Here is an 18,597-nt window from a genome sequence, read left to right as displayed (position 1 = left end):
CCGTGATCGATATCAGCCACACCGTGATGCAGGTCCTGCTGCTGCTGATCGTCGGCGGGCCGCTCGTCGGCGCCGCGGCCGCACTGCTGCCCGCCCCGCCCGGGCTGCGGGGGAAGTCGCCCGACCAGGCCGTGCTCCGCCACGGCGTGACCGTGACCGGCGTGATCCTGCTCGCCACGATCGTCCTCGCGCTCGGCTTCGACCCCGACCACCCCTCGACGATGCAGGCGACCACGGACGTCACCTGGATCCAGGCGCTGGACGTGCGGATCCACCTCGGTGTCGACGGCATCTCCCTCCCCCTCGTGGTCCTGACCGCGCTGCTCACCTTCCTCTGCGCGCTCCACAGCTACTTCAAGATGCCCTCGGGCCCGTCCCCGAAGGCCTTCGTCGCCCTGCTGCTCGTCCTGGAGTCCGGCACCCTGGCGACCTTCGCCGTCCTCGACCTGGTCCTGTTCTTCCTGGCCTTCGAGACGGTCCTCGTCCCGATGTACTTCCTGATCGCCCGCTGGGGCGGCGCCGGCCGGCAGGCCGCCGCCTGGAAGTTCATCCTCTACACGCTGCTCGGCTCCGTCGTGATGCTGCTCGGCCTCCTCCTCGTGGGGGTGCAGGCGGGCACGTTCGACATGGTGGCGCTGGCCGCCCAGAACGGTCGCGGGCTCACCACGTCCGTCCAGATCACGGCCGTTCTCGCGATCGGCCTCGGGCTCGCCGTGAAGACCCCGATGTGGCCGCTGCACAGCTGGCTCCCGGACGCCCACACCGCCGCACCGACCGTCGGCTCGGTGCTCCTCGCCGGCGTCCTGCTGAAGATGGGCACGTACGGCTTCGTCCGCATCGTGCTGCCGATCACGCCCGACGGCATGCGCGTCTTCGCCCCGTACTTCGCCGCCTTCGCCGTCGCCGGGATCATCTACGGATCGCTCGCCTGCCTCGCCCTCGCGAAGCCGGGCGGCAAGGGCGACCTCAAGCGCCTGATCGCGTACTCGTCCGTCGGGCACATGGGCTTCGTCCTCCTCGGCATCGCGACCATGACCCCCACCGGGGTCAACGGCGCCCTCTTCGCCAACATCGCCCACGGCCTCATCACCGGCCTCCTCTTCTTCCTGGTCGGCGCCCTCAAGGACCGCTACGGCACCGCCGACCTGGACACCCTCGCCGGGGCCACCGGCGCCGCCCTCTACGGCCGCGCCCCCCGCCTCGGCGGCCTCCTCGCCTTCGCCGCCGTCGCCTCCCTCGGCCTGCCCGGCCTCGCCGGGTTCTGGGGGGAGATGCTGGCCCTGTTCGGCGCCTTCGAACCGGCCGCGGGGCTCAGCCGGCCCGCGTTCCTCACCTTCATGGCGATCGGCGCCTTCGGCACCCTCCTCACCGCCGGCTACCTGCTCGTCGTCGTCCGCCGCGTCTGCATGGGCGGCCCCCGCCCGGCCGGCGAGGCCGGCCTCGCCGACGTCCAGGGCTACGAGCTGGCCGCCTGGACCCCGCTCGTCGCCCTCACCGTCCTCGCCGGACTGTGGCCCGCGGTCCTCCTCGGCCTCACCGACCCGGCCGTCCAGCAGCTCCTCGCGGGAGGCACCCAGTGACCGCCACGGCCGCAGCGCCCAGCCTCGTCCAGTCCGTCGACTGGCTCGCGATCGCGCCGCCCACCCTCACCGCGGCGGTCGCCGTCGCCGTGCTCGTCGCCGACCTGTTCGTCCCGGCCGCGCGCAGGCAGCTCCTCGGCTGGACCTCCGTCGCCGGCCTGGCCGCCTCGCTGCTGCTGCTCCTGCCGCTGCGCGCCGGCGACCGCTCGACCTTCTGCCTCACCGCCGACACCCAGGTGCGGGCCTGCAGCTACACCGCCGACCAGTTCACCCTCGTCATCCAGTTCCTGGTGCTGGCGGGCGCGCTGGTCACCGCGCTGCTGTCGCTCGCCGACACCCGCGACCGGCTGCCCGCCGGCGAGTACTGGTTCCTGCTGCTGTCCTCCGCGGCCGGCGCCGCCCTGCTCCCCGCCTCCCGCGACCTGGCGACCCTGGTGGTCGCCCTCGAAGTGGCCTCGCTGCCCGCCTTCGCGCTCGTCGGCCTCAGGCGCGGCGACCGCATGTCCAGCGAGTCGGCGCTCAAGTTCTTCCTCTCCTCGGTGACCGCCACCGCCGTCACCCTGCTCGGCGTCAGCTTCGTCTACGCGGCCACCGGCACCCTGCACCTCACCGAGGTCGCCCAGCGGCTCGGCGACGTGCCGGGCCAGCTGCAGACCCTCGCCCAGGCGGGCGTGGTGCTCACCCTGGTCGGCTTCGCCTTCAAGACGGCCGCCGTCCCCTTCCACTTCTGGGTGCCCGACACGTATGTCGGCGCCCCGCTGCCCGTCGCCGCCTACCTGTCCGTGGTGGGCAAGGCCGTCGGCTTCACCGGTCTCATCCTGGTGACGGTCGTCGCCTTCCCCTCCTACGCGGACGTGTGGGGCCCGGCGCTCGCCGTGCTCGCCGCGCTCACCATGACCGGCGGGAACGTGGCCGCCCTGCGACAGGTCTCCACGCGCGCGTGGAGCGCGGTACGCCTCCTCGCCTGGTCGTCCGTCGCCCAGGCCGGCTACCTCCTGGTGCCGATCGCGGCCGCCGCCTATTCCAGCGACGACCAGATCGGCGCGACCGTCGCGTACGCCCTGATGTACGCCGTCGTGAACCTCGGCGCCTTCGCCGTCGTCGCCGTGGTCGCCCGTACCCACCCGGAGGTCCGGATCTCCGACTCCCGCGGGCTGTACGCCACGAGCCCGGCCGCCGCGCTCGCCCTCGGCTTCTTCCTGCTCAATCTGGCGGGGCTGCCCCCGGGTATCATCGGCCTCTTCGCCAAGGTGACCGTCTTCTCGACGGCCGTCGACGCGGGCCTCGGCTGGCTCGCCGTGATCATGGGCGTCAACGTCGTGATCGCCCTCTACTACTACCTGCGGTGGACGGCGCTGCTCTTCCGCGCGCCGCGCACCGCGCCCGAGGGCGAGCCGCGCACGGTCCGCGCCGGGGTCCCCGCCCCGATCACGCTGGCCGTGGCGCTCACCGCCGTCGCGGGCGTCGTGCTGTCGGGCTATCCGCAGTTCGCCCTCCGCTTCGCGGCGAACAGCCTCTTCTGATCCCCCCACACAGCAAACCCCTCAAGGAGCGGAACCACCGTGCTGAACGGTTTCAAGGACTTCATACTTCGCGGGAACGTCGTCACCATGGCCATCGGTCTGGCCGTCGGCTCCGCGTTCACGGCGGTGGTCACCGGCTTCAGCAAGGCGTTCATCACCCCGCTCATCGGTCTGGCCACCGGCACGGTCGGCGACTTCAGCGAGGCCCAGTTCACCGTCGGCAAGACCGTCTTCCCGTACGGCCTGGCGATCGCCGCCGCCATAGCCTTCATGATCACGGCCGCCGTCCTCTACTTCCTGATCGTCGTCCCCATGACGAAGATCCAGGCGAAGTTCGCCCGGGTGGAGGCGGCCGACCCGAAGTCGGAGAAGCGTGACTGCCCCCGCTGCTTCACCGAGATCCCGGCCATCGCCTCGCGCTGCGGCCACTGCACCAGCGAGGTCGAGCCGATCGCCGGGGCCCTGGAGAAGGCCGGCCTGGACAAGATCGTGATCCCGGCGGCCCGCTAGGCCGGTCCGGCGGATCGGGCCGGTCCGGCCCCCGTCGCCCGCCCTCACCCGTACGGCCCACACGGCACCCCCCGCCACCTGGGGAACCCGAGCTTCCCGCCTGGCGTTGACCAGGAGGGAAGGGTCCACTGGACGCGTAGCACCGTGGATCCCGACAGAGCGAAGGGTTCCCCTGCCGCACCACTTGGAGGGCGTACCGTGCACCGCCGGCACAACGGGCTGAGGACCGCGGTCCTCCTCGGAGGGCTCTCGGCCCTCATCATCGTCATCGGCAGCTTCTTCGGCCGTACGGGTCTGATCGTCGCGCTCGTCGTCGCGCTCGGCACCAACGCGTACGCGTACTGGAACAGCGACAAGCTGGCGCTCCGTGCCATGCGCGCCCGCCCGGTGAGCGAGTTCGAGGCCCCGGCCCTCTACCGGATGGTCCGCGAGCTCTCCACCCAGGCCCGCCAGCCCATGCCGCGGCTCTACATCTCGCCCACCCAGGCGCCCAACGCCTTCGCCACCGGACGCAATCCCCGCAACGCCGCCGTGTGCTGCACCGAGGGCATCCTCGCGATCCTCGACGAGCGCGAGCTGCGCGGGGTCATCGGGCACGAGCTGAGCCACGTCTACAACCGGGACATCCTGATCTCCTCGGTCGCCGGCGCGCTCGCCTCGGTGATCATGTTCCTGGTGAACTTCGCCTGGCTGATCCCGGTCGGCCGGTCCAACGACGACGAGGGCCCCGGGCTCCTCGGCTATCTGCTCGTCCTGATCCTCGGCCCCATCGCCGCCTCGGTCATCCAGCTCGCCATCTCCCGCTCACGCGAGTACGAGGCGGACGCCTCGGGAGCGCAGCTCACCGGCGACCCGCTGGCCCTCGCCAGCGCCCTGCGCAAGCTGGAGGCGGGCACGAAGCAGCTCCCGCTGCCGCCCGAGCCCAAGATCGAGACCGCGAGCCACATGATGATCGCGAACCCCTTCCGTCCCGGACAGGGGCTCTCGAAGATGTTCTCCACCCACCCGCCGATGGCCGAGCGCATCGCCCGGCTCGAACAGATGGCAGGTCGACGCCCGTGAAAACGATCCTGAACGTCATTTGGCTGATCCTCTGCGGACTCTGGATGTTCCTCGCCTACATGGTGGCCGGCCTCCTGCTCTGCATCACGATCATCGGCATCCCCTTCGGCCTCGCCGCCTTCCGCATCGGCGTCTACGCCCTCTGGCCCTTCGGGCACACGGTCGTCGACCGCCATGACGCGGGCGCGCCGTCCTGCGTCGGCAACGTGCTGTGGCTGATCCTGGCCGGCTGGTGGCTGGCCCTCGGCCACATCACCACCGGCATCGCCCTCTGCATCACGATCATCGGCATCCCGCTGGGCATCGCGAACTTCAAGCTGATCCCGGTCTCGCTGCTGCCGCTGGGCAAGGAGATCGTCCGCACGGACGACGCCCGTGCCATGTACGGCTACCAGGGCCGCTGACGCGTGGACCGGGCTCCGTGGCACGGACCCGCCCCGGCGCCCTCCGCGCGGACGTGACCGGCCTCTCCGCGGATCCCGCCCCGGCGCCCCGGCAGGTCCACGAGCTCCGCGGACACGAGCCGCGCGCGGGGCTCGCCCGCGCCGGCACCGGGCCGTCCACGGCCCCGGCCGCAGCGTCTCCACCGCCGACGCCACGGGCACCACGCTGAGCCGGCTGATCCGGCACCACGCCCGTCCGGCAGCACACCGCCGCGGTCCACGCCGCCCGCCGGGGCGTCCGGCCGCTCACGGAGCGCCTCCCCACCGCCGGCCAGGAGCGCGGCGAGCGCCTCAGGAGCGGGGTGACGCGGGGCGTCAGGAGCGGGGGGACGCGGGGCGTCCCCGACTGACCGCGTACGCCACCACGCCGACCGCCAGGACCCCGGTCCCGGCCACCACGGCGGCCGGCGGCAGCGAGAACGCGAGCGCCGCGCAGCCGACCAGCCCGAGGAGCGCCAGCGGCCGCTCCCGACGGCCCAGGGTCCAGGCGGAGGCGTTGGCGATCGCGTAGTAGACCAGCACACCGAAGGACGAGAAGCCGATCGCGCCCCGCACGTCCGCCGTGGCCGCCACCACCGCCACCACGGCGCCCACCGCGAGCTCCGCGCGGTGCGGCACCCGGAAACGCGGGTGCACGACCGCCAGCGGGGCCGGCAGATAGCCGTCCCTGGCCATCGCGAGGGTGGTCCGGGACACCCCGAGGACCAGCGACAGCAGCGAGCCGAGCGCCGCCACGGCCGCGCCCACGGTGACGACCGGCACCAGCCAGTTCGCGTCCGCGGCCCGCGCCGCGTCCGCGAGCGGGGCGGGCGAGGCGGCCAGGCCGGCGGGCCCGAGGACCCCCAGCACGCACACGGCGACGGCCGCGTACACGACGAGCGCGATGCCGAGGGCGAGGGGCACGGCCCGTGGGATGGTCCGCTCCGGGTCGCGGACCTCCTCGCCGAGCGTCGCGATCCGCGCGTACCCGGCGAAGGCGAAGAACAACAGCCCCGCCGCCTGCAGCACCCCGCCCGCCGGGACGTCCCCGGCGAGCCCGAGCCGGTCCACCTGCCCGGCCCCGGCGGTCACGACCACGACGGCGGCCAGCACGGCCAGGACGACGGCCACGATCACCCGGGTGAGCAGCGCCGACTTCTGCACACCGCCGTAGTTGACGGCCGTCAGCGCCACGACGGCGGCGACCGCCACCGCGTGCGCGTGCGCCGGCCACACGTAGGCCCCCACGGTCAGCGCCATCGCCGCGCACGAGGCCGTCTTGCCGACGACGAAGGCCCAGCCCGCCAAATGCCCCCAGAACGAGCCCAGACGCTCCCTGCCGTACACGTAGGTGCCGCCGGAGGCCGGGTAGCGTGCGGCGAGCCGCGCCGACGCCATCGCGTTGCAGTAGGCGACGACCGCGGCCACCCCGAGCGCCGGCAGCAGGCCGGCCCCGGCCGCTTCGGCGGCGGGACCGAGCGCCGCGAAGATCCCTGCGCCGACCATCGAGCCGAGCCCGATCACGACGGCGTCGAACACCCCGAGAGTGCGGCGCAGTTCCTGTGTCATGTGCCGCACATTAAGGGGTCCGGCAACCGGGCGGGACCGCCGGGCGTCCTCCAGGGCATGAGCATCATCGGATGGATCGTTCTCGGCCTGCTCGCCGGCGTCATCGCCAAGATCCTGCTGCCGGGCCGCGACCCGGGCGGCCTGATCGGCACGACGGTCATCGGCGTCGTCGGCGCGTTCCTGGGCGGCTGGCTGTCGGCCCGCTTCCTGGACCGGCCGGTCACGGCGGACTTCTACGACGGGGCCACGTGGCTGTCGGCGATCGGCGGCTCCCTGGTGCTGCTGATCGCGTACCGCATAGTTTTCGGCCACTCGCGCGAACGCTGAGACCGGGTCAGAGACCCGTCTCCCGCAGGGTGATGTTCAGCCGCCCGCCGAGTCCGAGACCGGGCTCGGCGGTACCCGCGTACACCCTCGGCACCCCGTGGAAGGCCAGGCGCGACGGCCCGCCGAAGACGAACAGGTCCCCGGAGGCCAACTCCACGTCGGTGTAGGGCCGTCCGCGGTTCTCGGTGTTCCCGAGCCGGAAGACGCAGGTGTCGCCGAGGCTCAGCGACACGACGGGCGCGGGTGACCGCTCCTCGCGGTCCTGGTGCATGCCCATCCGGGCGCCGCCCGCGTAGAAGTTCACGAGCGCGGTGTCCGGCGCGAAACCGCCGTGCTCCCCGTAGGCCTCGACGAGCGCCGCGCGCCCGAGTTCGGCCAGCCAGGAGGGCAGTTCGGTACGGATCTCGTCCTCGCCCAGATAGCGGTACGGCTCCCAGCGCCGCCCCAGACAGAGCGAGCGCACCGACATCACGCCGCCGCCCGGCAGCACGGTGTGCTCGTACGCGACCGGGCCGTGCGCGAACCCCCGGCAGGCGGCGACCAGTTCCCGCTGCCGCTCGAACGGCAGCCACCCGGGCACGTGCACCGCGCCCGGCGCCGGCGTGGACCGCTCGCGCGGGAAGAGCCCCTCGGTCACCCGGGGACTCCCCCCAGGGCCCCTTCGAGCCCGAGCAGCCGCTCCTTGCGGTCGAGGCCGGCCGCGTAGCCGCGCAGGCTCCCGTCGGCCCCGATCACCCGGTGGCAGGGCCGCACCACGAGCAGCGGATTGCGTCCGATGGCGGTGCCCACGGCCCGCACCCCGGCGCCCGGGGAACCGACCCGGCGGGCGATGTCCCCGTACGAGACGGTCGTGCCGTAGGGGATCTCCTCCAGCGCGCGCCAGACCTTGCGCTGGAAGTCCGTGCCGGTCTCCGCGAACGGGATGTCGAATTCCGTACGCCGCCCGGCGAAGTACGCGTCGAGCTGCCCGGCGACCCCGGCGAAGGCCGCGTCCGCGCGGACCCAGCCCTCCCCGACGACGGCGCCGCCCTTCTGGCCCTCCAGGGACAGCGACCGCAGCACGACGTGACCCCCGTCGGCAGCCTGCCCCACCAGGAGCAGGGCGCCGAGGGGGCTGTTCACGTGGGTGTAGAGAGTGCGCGTCATGCGTTCCAGTGTGCGAGCCCGGAGGGGGGCGGGGCTGGCGGTTTTCGGACGCGGGGTTCGACGGTCCTAGCGGTAGTTCACGAACTGCAGCGCGAAGTCGAAGTCCTTGCCCTTGAGCAGCGCGATGATCTCCTGCAGGTCGTCCCGGCTCTTCGAGCTGACCCGCAGCTCGTCGCCCTGCACCTGCGCCTTGACGCCCTTGGGGCCCTCGTCGCGGATGACCTTGGCGACCTTCTTCGCGTTCTCCTGGGAGATGCCCTCCTGGATGGACGCGAAGAGCTTGTACTCCTTGCCGGACAGCTGCGGCTCGCCCTCCACGTCCAGCACCTTCAGCGAGATGCCCCGCTTGATCAGCTTGGACTGGAAGATGTCGAGGATCGCCTTGACCCGCTCCTCGCCGCTCGCCTGCATGAGGATCTTCTCGCCCGACCAGGCGATGGAGGCGTTGGTGCCCTTGAAGTCGTAGCGCTGCGTGATCTCCTTGGCGGCCTGGTTGAGGGCGTTGTCGACCTCCTGCCGCTCGACCTTGGAGACGATGTCGAAACTGGAGTCGGCCATGAGGTGAGGCTCCTTGCTCGGATCCGTATGGGTGCAGCACAAAGCGTAGCCACCCGCACCGCCGCCGACCCGTGATCAATCCGGTGGCGGAGCACCCCTCGGGATCAGGTATTGTTTACGTCGTTGCCAGGGAGCACCGCCGAAAAGCGGCTCCGAGGCAGCGATCCCATGGCGGTGTGCCCGAGTGGCCAATGGGAGCGGACTGTAAATCCGTCGGCTTAGCCTACCCAGGTTCGAATCCTGGCGCCGCCACGCGATGAGAACGGCCCCTGATCTGCGGAAACGCGATCAGGGGCCGTTTTGTTGAGTTTGGACCAGAGCGGCGAACCGTCTCGGCGCCGGTTCGGGCGGGCGGTGGCCTCGGCGGCGGCCCCCGGGCGTTCGCGCCGGGGGCCGCCTCCCATGTCCGGATCGGGCTGCGGGCCTGGTCAGTTGCCCGCCACGGCCCTCACCGCGACCGAGACCGGGGTCGAGCCCTCGATCACTTCCAGGGTCAGGCCGGCCGTCGCCGGCGTGTCCAGGAGTTCGGCGAGGACCGCGGCTACGTCGTCGCGGGGGATCGGGCCGCGGCCCGTTTCGGCCTCCAGGCGGACCAGGCCCTTGCCCGCGTCGTCGGTGAGCATGCCGGGGCGCAGGATCGTCCAGTCGAGGCCCGGGTGGGCCCGTACGGCGTCGTCCGCGGCGCCCTTGGCCCGGAGGTAGACGTCGAAGACGTCGTCGCCCTGGTGCCGCGCGTCGGCGCCCATCGAGGACACGATAAGGAAGCGCCGTACGCCGGCCGCCTCCGCCGCGTCCGCGAAGAGCACGGCCGCCGCACGGTCCACCGTGTCCTTGCGGTCCGCCCCGCTTCCGGGGCCCGCGCCGGCCGCGAAGACGGCCGCGTCGGCGCCCTCCAGGGCCGCCGCGACCTCGCCGACCGAGGCCGACTCCAGGTCCAGGACGACCGCGCGGGCGCCGGCCGCCCGTAGGTCCGCCTCCTGTTCCGGCCGGCGGATGATGCCCACCGGTTCGTGTCCGCCCGCGGCGAGCAGCCGCTCCAGCCGCAGGGCGATCCGTCCGTGTCCTCCAGCGATGACTACGCGCATACTCACGACCGTACGGCCCCGGGCCCGGCCGGGCCTCCCGAGTCCGGGCGCGCCTGCCGGGGCAGGTCCAGGGCCGCCGCCGAGTCGCAGTACTCCCGCACCGCGCTCGTCCGGGCCACCACCCGGCCCCGGTGCACCACGATCCGGCTGTACGCCAGGGAGAGCGCGCCCGCGAGGCGTTCGCCCCGTACCGCGAGCAGCTCCGCCGGGAAGCCGGCCTCGACCCGTACCTCCGGAAGACCCATCGCGGCCCGCGCGTCCGCGCTCACCGCGCCGTACGCCTCCTCGGGCGACAGGCCGGACAGCGAGGCCAGCAGGTAGGCGGCCTCCAACGGGTCGCCGCGCCCCACCGGGTGGGACACGTCCCGCAGCGCCCCGCCGCCCGCCGCGACCCGCACCCCGGCGGCCCGCAGCAGCCGCACCGGCGCCGTGCCGCGCAGTTCGGTGGCCGCGCAGCCGCCCTGCGGCAGGCAGACCACGGTCACCCCGGCCGCCGCCAGCTGGTCCGCGGCCCGGCGGGCCTGGTCGGAGGGCAGCCGGGAGAGGCCCGCGCAGGGCCCGATCGTCACCCCGGGCCGCAGCCCCCCGGCCATCGCCGCGAGCCGCGCCAGCCGGGCCGGGTCGTCCCCGTCGGTGTGCAGGTCCACGGGGCAGCCGTGCTCGCCGGCGACCTCCAGGACCGCCTCCACGTACCCGGTGGGGTCCGGGTCCAGGTCGGGGCAGCCGCCGACCACCCCGGCACCCATCTTCACCGCGTCCCGCAGCATCGCGAGCCCGTCGGCGCCGGCCGCGCCGGTGAGCAGCCGGGGCGCCGCCACGGCCGTCAGGTCGGCCAGGCCGCGGAGCGAACGCCGGGCCTGCAGCACGGCTTCGAGCGGGCCGAGGCCGTGCACGTCCCCGATCCGCACCTGCGCGCGCAGCGCGGTCGCGCCGTGGCCGAGCTGGAGCAGCGCCGCCTCGGTGGCCCGGCGCTGGACCTCCTCGGTCGTGTACGCGACGGGCCCGGGGGAGTCGGCGGTGAGCGCGCTGTCGGCGTGCGCGTGGGGCTCGGCGGGGGCGGGCAGCAGCAGATAGCCGGCGAGGTCGACGCGGGCCCCCCGGGCGGCGAGGCTGCCGGCGGTGCCGACGGCCTCGATCCGGCCGCCGCCGAGCCGCACGTCCACCGCGCGCCCGTCGGTGAGCCGCGCGTTCGAGAGCAGCAGCGACGTGGTGTCGGCGGGTGCCGCGGCCCGGTCGTCGGGCGGCGGCTGGGGCTGCTTGCTGTCGGCGGACATCGGGCTCCTCACGGCTCGCCAGGACCAAGATCACGCAGCGTGGGCCCCGAGCCTAGGGGTGCCCGCACCGGGCTTCGAGGAGGAGCGCAATAGTCGTACCGATGAGGGCACGAGTGGCCTAGGAGGGGCCTGGGGCGAGCACCCGGGAAACGGATTTGGGTGATGGGCGGAGGACCGTGTAATGTCTTCCTCGCTCGCCCCAATAGCTCAGTCGGCAGAGCGTCTCCATGGTAAGGAGAAGGTCTACGGTTCGATTCCGTATTGGGGCTCTGGTGAGAGGGAACCCGCCTTCGGGCGGGAACCTGAACATCAAAGCGGTGTAGCTCAGTCGGTAGAGCAAGCGGCTCATAATCGCTGTGTCACCGGTTCAAGTCCGGTCACCGCTACACACAGTAGCCGATTGTGGGGTCGGTCCTGCGATCGGCTACTCTTTCATGCGTTCATCCGTTAATCAGTCCGTCCAAGGAGCACTCACGTGGCTGCCACCGACGTCCGCCCGAAGATCACGCTGGCCTGCGTGGAGTGCAAGGAGCGGAACTACATCACCAAGAAGAACCGGCGTAACAACCCGGACCGTCTTGAGATGAAGAAGCACTGCCCCCGCTGCAACTCGCACACCGCGCACCGCGAGACGCGCTAAACAGGCTCGAACACGAGGCCGTCCCCCACCGGGGACGGCCTCGCGTCGTTTGTACGCAAGAGATCCAGGAGGTATCGAGGCCATGGCGCTCGACCAGTCCTTCGTGGGCCGGACCTATCCGCCCACCGCGCCGTACGAGGTCGGCCGCGAGAAGATCCGCGAATTCGCCGAGGCGATCGGGGACGCCAATCCCGCGTACACCGACCAGGAGGCCGCCAAGGCCCTCGGTCACCCCGACGTCGTCGCGCCGCCGACCTTCGTCTTCGCGATCACCTTCAAGGCCGCGGGCCAGGTCGTCGAGGACCCGCAGCTCGGCCTGGACTACAGCCGCGTCGTGCACGGCGACCAGAAGTTCGCCTACACCCGCCCGGTGCGCGCCGGCGACCGCCTCTCGGTCACCAGCACCATCGAGGCGATCAAGTCGCTCGCCGGCAACGACATCCTGGACATCCGCGGTGAGGTCCACGACGAGAGCGGCGAGCACGTCGTGACCGCCTGGACCAAGCTCGTGTCCCGCGCCCCCGAGGAGGCCTGACCGTGACCGCGAAGATCGCCTACGACGAGGTCGAGGTCGGCACCGAGCTGCCCGCGCAGACCTTCCCCGTGACCCGCGCCACGCTGGTCCGGTACGCCGGTGCCTCCGGTGACTTCAACCCCATCCACTGGAACGAGAAGTTCGCCAAGGAGGTCGGCCTCCCCGACGTCATCGCCCACGGCATGTTCACCATGGCCGAGGCGATCCGCGTGGTGACCGACTGGGCCGGCGACCCGGCCGCCGTCGTCGAGTACGGCGTCCGCTTCACCAAGCCGGTCGTCGTCCCCAACGACGCCGACGGCGCCGTCGTCGAGGTCGCCGCGAAGGTGGCCGCCAAGCTGGACGACGGCCGGGTGCGCGTGGACCTCACCGCGACCAGCGCCGGGCAGAAGGTGCTCGGCATGTCCCGGGCCGTCGTGCAGCTCGCCTGACGCGTACGACCCGAGCCCCGGTGCCCCACGGCGCCGGGGCTCCGTCGTTCCCGCGGCGGACCGGGCGGCGCGGACCGGGCGGCTGCCGTGCGACGACCGGGCGGCTCCCGTGCGACGACCGGGCGGCTGCCGTGCGACGACCGGGCGGCTGCCGTGCGACGCGGACCGGGCGGCTGCCGTGCGGAACGTACTCTTGAGCCCGTGCACGTACTCCAGGACGCTCCCCTCGCCCCCTTGACCACCTTCCGGCTCGGCGGGCCCGCCGCCCGGCTCGTCACGGCCACCACCGACGACGAGGTGGTCGCCGCGGTCCGCGAGGCGGACGCTGCCGGGACCCCGCTGCTCGTCATCGGCGGCGGCTCCAACCTGGTCATCGGCGACAAGGGCTTCGACGGCACCGCCCTGCACATCGCCACCCGGGGCTTCTCCCTCGACGGGACCCGCCTGGAGCTCGCCGCCGGCGAGGTCTGGACGGACGCCGTCGCGCGGACCGTCGAGGCCGGGCTCGCGGGGATCGAGTGCCTGGCCGGCATCCCGGGCTCGGCGGGTGCCACCCCGATCCAGAACGTCGGCGCCTACGGCCAGGACGTGTCCGCCACCATCACCGAGGTCGTCGCGTACGACCGCCGGGCCGAGGAGACGGTCACGCTCACGAACGCCGAGTGCGCCTTCTCGTACCGGCACAGCCTCTTCAAGGACCAGCCGGACCGTTACGTCGTGCTCCGCGTCCGCTTCGGGCTGGCGGACGCCGGCGGGATGTCGGCGCCGATCGCGTATCCGGAGACGGCCCGGGCCCTCGGCGTCGAGGCGGGTGACCGGGTGCCGCTCGCGCGGGCGCGGGAGACCGTCCTCGGGCTGCGGGCCGGCAAGGGCATGGTCCTGGACCCGGAGGACCACGACACGTGGTCGGCGGGCTCCTTCTTCACCAACCCGATCCTGACGGCGGGGGAGTACACGGCCTTCCTCGGGCGCGTGGCCGAGCGGCTCGGCCCGGACACCCCCGCGCCCGCCTACCCGGCGGGCGCGGACGGCTCGATGAAGACCTCCGCGGCCTGGCTGATCGACAAGGCCGGCTTCGTGAAGGGGTACGGCTCCGGGCCCGCCCGGATCTCCACCAAGCACACCCTCGCCCTGACCAACCGGGGCGAGGCGACCACCGAGGACCTGCTCGCGCTCGCGCGCGAGGTCGTCGCCGGGGTCCGGGAGGCCTTCGGGATCACCCTGGTCAACGAGCCGGTGACCGTCGGCGTCGAGCTCTGATACCCGGCAGCCGGACCCGGTCGGGCGCCCGTCGAGGAAGGCCCGTGCCGCGTGGCTCCCTGCCGATGGGCCACCGCCCCGGCAGGCCCCGCGTCGGGTGGGTCCCGTCTCAGTAGGCGACGCCCACGCCCTGCTTCACCGTCGAGGGGTCGTCGATCATCGCCAGCATCGCGTGCGCCACGTCGGCGCGCGCGAGCGAGCGGCCGCGCGGCGGGTTGCCGCCCACCACGGTCCGGTAGCGTCCGGTGACCGGCTTGTTTGTGAGCTTGGGCGGGCGGACGGAGGTCCAGTCGGTCGCGCTCGCGGCGAGCTCCCGCTCCATCACCCGCAGGTCCGCGTAGACGTCCTTCAGGACGGAGTTGACGATCGCCAGCACCGCCCTGTCGGCCACGCCCTGACCCGGCGGCACCGGGCCGAGCGGCGCGGCGCTGACGACGAGGAGCCGGCGGACGCCCTCGGCGTCCATCGCCGAGAGCACCGGGCGCGTCAGCCGGGCCGCGATGCCCGTGGCCGCGACCGCCCGGTTGCGGGCGCCCAGGCCCGAGAGGACCGCGTGCCGGCCGGCCACCGCGCCGCGCAGGGCCTCGGGGTCGGTGAGGTCGGCGCGGAAGACCTCCAGCCGCTCCCCGGTGACGGTGAACCGCGCGGGGTCGCGCACGACCGCCGTCACCTCGTGGCCCGCGTCCAGGGCCTGGCGGACGACCTCCCGGCCGATACCGCCGGTCGCACCGAAGACAGTGAGCTTCATGTCGCACTCTCCAGGCTCTTCAGGGGTGAGTGAGTATTCACTTACCTCTAGGGTGGGTGGGTACTCACTCACCCGTCAAGCCCTTCCCGGGAGTTCCTGTGGACCAGAAGCCGACCCGCACCCGGATCATCGACGCCGCCCGCGACCTCATGCGGACCGCCGGCCTGGCCCGCACCACCACCAAGGAGATCGCGAAGGCCGCCGGCTGCTCGGAGGCCGCGCTGTACAAGTACTTCCCGAGCAAGGAGGAGCTGTTCGTCACGGTCCTCAACGAACGGCTGCCCAAGCTCGGCGACCTCCTCGGCACCCTCGCCGTCGACCCCCAGGGCCGCGGAGTCGAGGAGAACCTCGCCGAGATCGCCCGCCGGGCCGCCCTCTTCTACGAGCAGACGTTCCCGATGGCCGCGTCCCTCTACGCCGAGCCCCAGCTCAAGGCCCGCCACGAGGAGGTCATGCGGGAGCTCGGCGCAGGCCCCCACAAGCCCATCGAAGGCCTGGCCGGCTACCTCCGCGCCGAGCAGGAACACGGCCGCATCGACGCCGGGGCCGACACCCGGGCGGCCGCGGCCCTGCTCCTGGGGGCCTGCGTTCAGCGCGCCTTCGCCTACGAGATGACCCCGGACCGCAGGCCGCCGGAGTCCCTCGACGACTTCGCGCGCTCGATCGCCCGCACCCTCATGCGCGGGATCGCCGTACGGAATTGAGTTGCCCCGCGTCAGGCGGCGTGGTCACGCTGGCGCCCATGCGCGTGAAGGCCCGCGAGTTCCGGCCCCGGACGGGGACCGTCACCCACCGGATAGTCCAGCCCTGGGAGCCGCTGCGGCACACCACCGTCAACTCCCCGTTCCACGACCGCTGGGGCTACCTCGTCGGCGACCACGACGGGCTGTCCCGGCTCGCCGCCCTGTTCTCCTTCGCCGCCTTCTCCCGGCACACGCTCGTGCACGTCCCGCTGCGCACGAGCCTGCCCCGCGCCTTCGCCCCGGGCACCCCGGTCGACCTCGTCCTGGCCCACCGGGCGACCGGCGGCCTGCGCCCCTCCGCCTGGCCCGCGCTACGGGCCCGGCTGCGGGCCGGCCGGCCGCTCACCGTCCGCACGGACGAGCGGCGCACCGCCGACCGGGCGGCCGTCTGGAACGCGGCCCGGGAACGGCGGGACCGGCAGCGGCGCTGGTCGGAGGCCGAGCGGATCCGCCCCGTGGTGCACGCCCGCACCCTCTTCCTCTTCGGCGGGCGGGACGTCTTCTGCGCCGCCGCCGAGGAGTTCTCGACCGCGGCGGGCCACGGCCCGCACCAGAGGCGCGCCCTCCAGGGCCACGACGCCCTGCTCGCCTCCCTCACCCCGTACTTCGACCAGTGCACCGCGGGACCGGACGGCACCGAGCTCGACATCGGCTTCCAGGCCCACCCGCCGCTGCACCGGTTCAGGCCGCCGGCGCCGCCAGCCAGTCGTCGACCCCCGAGAGCAGCTTCTCCCTGACGTCCTCCGGGGCCGCCGAGCCCCGCACGGACTGCCGGGCCAGCTCGGCCAGCTCCGCGTCCGAGAAGCCGTGGTGCCTGCGGGCGATCTCGTACTGCGCCGCGAGCCGGGAGCCGAAGAGCAACGGGTCGTCCGCCCCCAGGGCCATCGGGACGCCCGCGTCGAAGAGCGTGCGCAGCGGCACGTCCTCGGGCTTCTCGTAGACGCCGAGCGCCACGTTGGACGCCGGGCACACCTCGCAGGTCACCCCGCGCTCCGCCAGCTTGCGCAGCAGCCGCGGGTCCTCCGCGGCCCGTACGCCGTGGCCGACCCGGGCCGCCCGCAGGTCGTCCAGGCAGTCCCGGACGGACGAGGGGCCGGTCAGCTCACCGCCGTGCGGGGCCGCGAGCAGACCGCCCTCGCGGGCGATGGCGAAGGCCCGGTCGAAGTCGCGGGCCATGCCCCGGCGCTCGTCGTTGGACAGCCCGAAGCCCACCACGCCCCGGTCCGCGTACCGCACCGCGAGCCGGGCCAGGGTGCGCGCCTCCAGGGGGTGCTTCATCCGGTTCGCCGCGACCACGACCCGCATCCCGAGCCCGGTGTCGCGGGCGGCCGTGTCCACGGCGTCCAGGATGATCTCCAGGGCCGGGATCAGACCACCGAGCAGCGGCGCGTACGAGGTGGGGTCGACCTGGATCTCCAGCCAGCCGGAGCCGTCCCGTACGTCCTCCTGGGCGGCCTCGCGCACCAGGCGCTGGATGTCCTCCGGTTCGCGCAGGCAGGAGCGGGCCATGTCGTAGAGCCGCTGGAAGCGGAACCAGCCGCGCTCGTCCGTGGCCCGGAGCTTCGGCGGCGTACCGCTCTTGAGCGCCTCGGGGAGGTGCACCCCGTACTTGTCGGCGAGTTCGATCAGGGTCGAGGGCCGCATCGAGCCGGTGAAGTGCAGGTGCAGGTGGGCCTTCGGCAGGGCGCTGAGATCGCGGTGAACGTGCTCCATTGGCCGATCCTGCCGCACCCGAATGGACGAATACAGTCCGTTTCCCCGATCGGGACCTTGCTAGAACGTAAAAACGGGCCCCCGCCTCCGGAGAGGCAGGGGCCCGTAGGGCCGGTGACCCGGTCAGTCGCGCGCCTCGGCGAGGAGCTTCTGGATCCGGGACACGCCCTCCACCAGGTCCTCGTCGCCCAGCGCGTACGACAGGCGCAGGTAGCCAGGCGTGCCGAAGGCCTCGCCCGGGACGACCGCGACCTCGGCCTCGTCCAGGATCAGCGCGGCCAGCTCGACCGAGCTCTGCGGGCGCTTGCCGCGGATCTCCTTGCCGATCAGGTCCTTCACCGACGGGTACGCGTAGAACGCGCCCTCGGGGGTCGGGCAGTACACGCCCTCGATCTCGTTGAGCATCCGCACGATCGTCTGGCGGCGCCGGTCGAAGGCGGTGCGCATCTCGGCGACCGCGTCCAGGTTGCCGGAGACGGCGGCGAGCGCGGCGACCTGCGCCACGTTGCTCACGTTGGAGGTGGCGTGCGACTGCAGGTTGGTCGCGGCCTTCACGACGTCCTTCGGGCCGACGATCCAGCCCACGCGCCAGCCGGTCATGGCGTACGTCTTGGCGACGCCGTTGACGACGATGCACTTGTCGCGCAGCTCGGGCACCAGCGTCGGCAGCGAGGTGAACTTCGCGTCGCCGTAGACCAGGTGCTCGTAGATCTCGTCGGTGAGGACCCACAGGCCGTGCTCGACGGCCCAGCGGCCGATGGCCTCGGCGTCGGCCTCGCTGTAGACGGCGCCGGTCGGGTTCGAGGGGGAGACGAAGAGGACGACCTTGGTCCGCTCGGTGCGGGCCGCCTCCAGCTGCTCCACCGAGACCCGGTAGCCGGTGGTCTCGTCGGCCACGACCTCCACCGGGACACCGCCGGCGAGGCGGATCGACTCGGGGTACGTGGTCCAGTACGGAGCCGGGACGATGACCTCGTCGCCCGGGTCGAGGATCGCGGCGAACGCCTCGTAGATGGCCTGCTTGCCGCCGTTGGTCACCAGGATCTGGGAGGCGTCGACCTCGTAGCCGGAGTCGCGGAGCGTCTTCGCGGCGATGGCGGCCTTGAGCTCGGGCAGGCCGCCGGCCGGCGTGTAGCGGTGGTACTTCGGGTTCTTGCAGGCCTCGACGGCCGCCTCGACGATGTAGTCGGGCGTCGGGAAATCGGGCTCACCCGCGCCGAAACCGATCACCGGACGGCCGGCGGCCTTGAGGGCCTTGGCCTTGGCGTCGACGGCGAGGGTGGCGGACTCGGAGATCGCACCGATCCGGGCGGAGACCCGTCGCTCGGTGGGAGGGGTAGCAGCGCTCATGCGGCCATGGTCCCAGACCCCGTCAGGGCCCGGTACACGGGTTTCACGGAGCGGACAGGAACGGTCATTCCCGGTCGTACGCGGTGATCTTCAGGGGCGCCCGGCGGGTGACCGGCAGGTC

The 18,597-nt window shown here is 73.0% G+C and carries 21 protein-coding genes and 3 tRNA genes; 15 read left to right on the top strand and 9 right to left on the bottom strand.

Features of this window, described 5'->3' with window-relative positions:
* Window positions 1-26: 26 nt before the first annotated feature.
* The 5 genes from ACIRQF_RS21170 (at window position 27) to ACIRQF_RS21150 (ending at window position 5,079) form a co-directional block, all read left to right on the top strand.
* Window positions 27-1,580 carry a NuoM family protein gene (locus tag ACIRQF_RS21170; protein ID WP_404094542.1) on the top strand — a complete coding sequence of 518 codons (1,554 nt, stop codon included), beginning with the start codon at window positions 27-29 and terminating at the stop codon, window positions 1,578-1,580.
* Entirely contained in the window at window positions 1,577-3,103 is a 1,527-nt protein-coding gene (locus ACIRQF_RS21165) for an NADH-quinone oxidoreductase subunit N (RefSeq protein ID WP_404093995.1), read from the top strand. The genes ACIRQF_RS21170 and ACIRQF_RS21165 overlap by 4 nt, the downstream gene beginning before the upstream one ends.
* A 39-nt stretch (window positions 3,104-3,142) precedes the next feature.
* Window positions 3,143-3,613 (top strand): large conductance mechanosensitive channel protein MscL, encoded by a 471-nt coding sequence (gene mscL / locus ACIRQF_RS21160; RefSeq protein ID WP_376635297.1) that lies wholly within the window; start codon window positions 3,143-3,145, stop codon window positions 3,611-3,613.
* Between the two features lie 198 nt (window positions 3,614-3,811).
* Window positions 3,812-4,675 carry a zinc metalloprotease HtpX gene (htpX, locus tag ACIRQF_RS21155; protein WP_382478602.1) on the top strand — a complete coding sequence of 288 codons (864 nt, stop codon included), beginning with the start codon at window positions 3,812-3,814 and terminating at the stop codon, window positions 4,673-4,675.
* The gene (locus ACIRQF_RS21150) at window positions 4,672-5,079 is read left to right on the top strand and encodes a YccF domain-containing protein (RefSeq protein WP_376635301.1); all 408 of its coding nucleotides are present in this window, start codon (window positions 4,672-4,674) and stop codon (window positions 5,077-5,079) included. The genes htpX and ACIRQF_RS21150 overlap by 4 nt, the downstream gene beginning before the upstream one ends.
* Before the next feature lie 354 nt (window positions 5,080-5,433).
* Here ACIRQF_RS21150 and ACIRQF_RS21145 read toward each other — a convergent pair whose 3' ends face one another.
* Window positions 5,434-6,666 (bottom strand): APC family permease, encoded by a 1,233-nt coding sequence (locus ACIRQF_RS21145; RefSeq protein WP_404093991.1) that lies wholly within the window; start codon window positions 6,664-6,666, stop codon window positions 5,434-5,436.
* Between the two features lie 57 nt (window positions 6,667-6,723).
* Here ACIRQF_RS21145 and ACIRQF_RS21140 point away from each other — a divergent pair, with 57 nt between their 5' ends.
* Window positions 6,724-6,993 carry a GlsB/YeaQ/YmgE family stress response membrane protein gene (locus ACIRQF_RS21140; RefSeq protein ID WP_376635305.1) on the top strand — a complete coding sequence of 90 codons (270 nt, stop codon included), beginning with the start codon at window positions 6,724-6,726 and terminating at the stop codon, window positions 6,991-6,993.
* A 7-nt stretch (window positions 6,994-7,000) separates the two neighbouring features.
* Here ACIRQF_RS21140 and ACIRQF_RS21135 read toward each other — a convergent pair whose 3' ends face one another.
* The 3 genes from ACIRQF_RS21135 to ACIRQF_RS21125 all read right to left on the bottom strand — a co-directional run bounded on the left by ACIRQF_RS21135 (window position 7,001) and on the right by ACIRQF_RS21125 (window position 8,697).
* On the bottom strand, window positions 7,001-7,630 hold the full coding sequence (locus ACIRQF_RS21135) for an alpha-ketoglutarate-dependent dioxygenase AlkB family protein (protein ID WP_404093988.1): 630 nt from the start codon (window positions 7,628-7,630) through the stop codon (window positions 7,001-7,003).
* Window positions 7,627-8,139 (bottom strand): methylated-DNA--[protein]-cysteine S-methyltransferase, encoded by a 513-nt coding sequence (locus tag ACIRQF_RS21130; RefSeq protein ID WP_404093985.1) that lies wholly within the window; start codon window positions 8,137-8,139, stop codon window positions 7,627-7,629. The genes ACIRQF_RS21135 and ACIRQF_RS21130 overlap by 4 nt, the downstream gene beginning before the upstream one ends.
* 66 nt (window positions 8,140-8,205) lie before the next feature.
* Window positions 8,206-8,697, bottom strand: a complete 492-nt coding sequence (locus ACIRQF_RS21125; protein ID WP_376635310.1) for a YajQ family cyclic di-GMP-binding protein — start codon at window positions 8,695-8,697, stop codon at window positions 8,206-8,208.
* 170 nt (window positions 8,698-8,867) lie between these two features.
* On the opposite strand from ACIRQF_RS21125, the gene ACIRQF_RS21120 reads away from it, so the two are divergent.
* A tRNA-Tyr gene (locus ACIRQF_RS21120) sits at window positions 8,868-8,949 on the top strand.
* Between the two features lie 176 nt (window positions 8,950-9,125).
* Here the strand turns inward: ACIRQF_RS21120 and ACIRQF_RS21115 are convergent.
* Both ACIRQF_RS21115 and ACIRQF_RS21110 read right to left on the bottom strand, forming a co-directional pair.
* On the bottom strand, window positions 9,126-9,782 hold the full coding sequence (locus ACIRQF_RS21115) for an NAD(P)H-binding protein (protein ID WP_404093981.1): 657 nt from the start codon (window positions 9,780-9,782) through the stop codon (window positions 9,126-9,128).
* Between the two features lie 2 nt (window positions 9,783-9,784).
* Window positions 9,785-11,056: an amidohydrolase family protein gene (locus ACIRQF_RS21110; protein ID WP_389753485.1), complete on the bottom strand. Its 1,272-nt coding sequence runs from the start codon at window positions 11,054-11,056 to the stop codon at window positions 9,785-9,787.
* Window positions 11,057-11,252: 196 nt separating this feature from the next.
* On the opposite strand from ACIRQF_RS21110, the gene ACIRQF_RS21105 reads away from it, so the two are divergent.
* From ACIRQF_RS21105 to ACIRQF_RS21080, 6 genes are all read left to right on the top strand, one after another.
* A tRNA-Thr gene (locus tag ACIRQF_RS21105) sits at window positions 11,253-11,325 on the top strand.
* 44 nt (window positions 11,326-11,369) lie between these two features.
* Window positions 11,370-11,442: transfer RNA gene (locus ACIRQF_RS21100), tRNA-Met, on the top strand.
* Window positions 11,443-11,531: 89 nt separating this feature from the next.
* Window positions 11,532-11,696: a 50S ribosomal protein L33 gene (rpmG, locus tag ACIRQF_RS21095; protein WP_003956487.1), complete on the top strand. Its 165-nt coding sequence runs from the start codon at window positions 11,532-11,534 to the stop codon at window positions 11,694-11,696.
* 82 nt (window positions 11,697-11,778) lie between these two features.
* Complete coding sequence (locus ACIRQF_RS21090; protein WP_365337478.1) at window positions 11,779-12,231, top strand: MaoC family dehydratase N-terminal domain-containing protein; 453 nt, start codon at window positions 11,779-11,781, stop codon at window positions 12,229-12,231.
* A gap of 2 nt (window positions 12,232-12,233) precedes the next feature.
* Window positions 12,234-12,662: a MaoC family dehydratase gene (locus tag ACIRQF_RS21085; RefSeq protein ID WP_376635316.1), complete on the top strand. Its 429-nt coding sequence runs from the start codon at window positions 12,234-12,236 to the stop codon at window positions 12,660-12,662.
* 153 nt (window positions 12,663-12,815) lie between these two features.
* Entirely contained in the window at window positions 12,816-13,922 is a 1,107-nt protein-coding gene (locus ACIRQF_RS21080) for a UDP-N-acetylmuramate dehydrogenase (RefSeq protein ID WP_404093976.1), read from the top strand.
* Window positions 13,923-14,031: 109 nt separating this feature from the next.
* On the opposite strand, the gene ACIRQF_RS21075 is transcribed toward ACIRQF_RS21080, so the two are convergent.
* On the bottom strand, window positions 14,032-14,670 hold the full coding sequence (locus ACIRQF_RS21075) for an NAD(P)-dependent oxidoreductase (RefSeq protein ID WP_404093974.1): 639 nt from the start codon (window positions 14,668-14,670) through the stop codon (window positions 14,032-14,034).
* A gap of 98 nt (window positions 14,671-14,768) precedes the next feature.
* Between ACIRQF_RS21075 and ACIRQF_RS21070 the strand changes: the two genes are divergently transcribed.
* Together ACIRQF_RS21070 and ACIRQF_RS21065 are read left to right on the top strand one after the other, a co-directional pair.
* Window positions 14,769-15,374 carry a TetR/AcrR family transcriptional regulator gene (locus ACIRQF_RS21070; protein ID WP_376635322.1) on the top strand — a complete coding sequence of 202 codons (606 nt, stop codon included), beginning with the start codon at window positions 14,769-14,771 and terminating at the stop codon, window positions 15,372-15,374.
* A 38-nt stretch (window positions 15,375-15,412) separates the two neighbouring features.
* On the top strand, window positions 15,413-16,150 hold the full coding sequence (locus ACIRQF_RS21065) for a hypothetical protein (RefSeq protein ID WP_404093971.1): 738 nt from the start codon (window positions 15,413-15,415) through the stop codon (window positions 16,148-16,150).
* Here ACIRQF_RS21065 and ACIRQF_RS21060 read toward each other — a convergent pair.
* Window positions 16,095-17,126 (bottom strand): adenosine deaminase, encoded by a 1,032-nt coding sequence (locus ACIRQF_RS21060; protein WP_376635326.1) that lies wholly within the window; start codon window positions 17,124-17,126, stop codon window positions 16,095-16,097. The two genes, ACIRQF_RS21065 and ACIRQF_RS21060, sit on opposite strands and share 56 nt — an antisense overlap.
* A 123-nt stretch (window positions 17,127-17,249) precedes the next feature.
* The gene (locus ACIRQF_RS21055) at window positions 17,250-18,476 is read right to left on the bottom strand and encodes a pyridoxal phosphate-dependent aminotransferase (RefSeq protein ID WP_376635328.1); all 1,227 of its coding nucleotides are present in this window, start codon (window positions 18,474-18,476) and stop codon (window positions 17,250-17,252) included.
* Window positions 18,477-18,597 lie beyond the last annotated feature (121 nt).

This window comes from Streptomyces sp. NPDC101191 (assembly GCF_044767915.1).
Lineage (GTDB): Bacteria > Actinomycetota > Actinomycetes > Streptomycetales > Streptomycetaceae > Streptomyces.
Note: the sequence above shows the minus strand (reverse complement) of the source record. Positions and strands in the feature narration are given on the sequence as shown.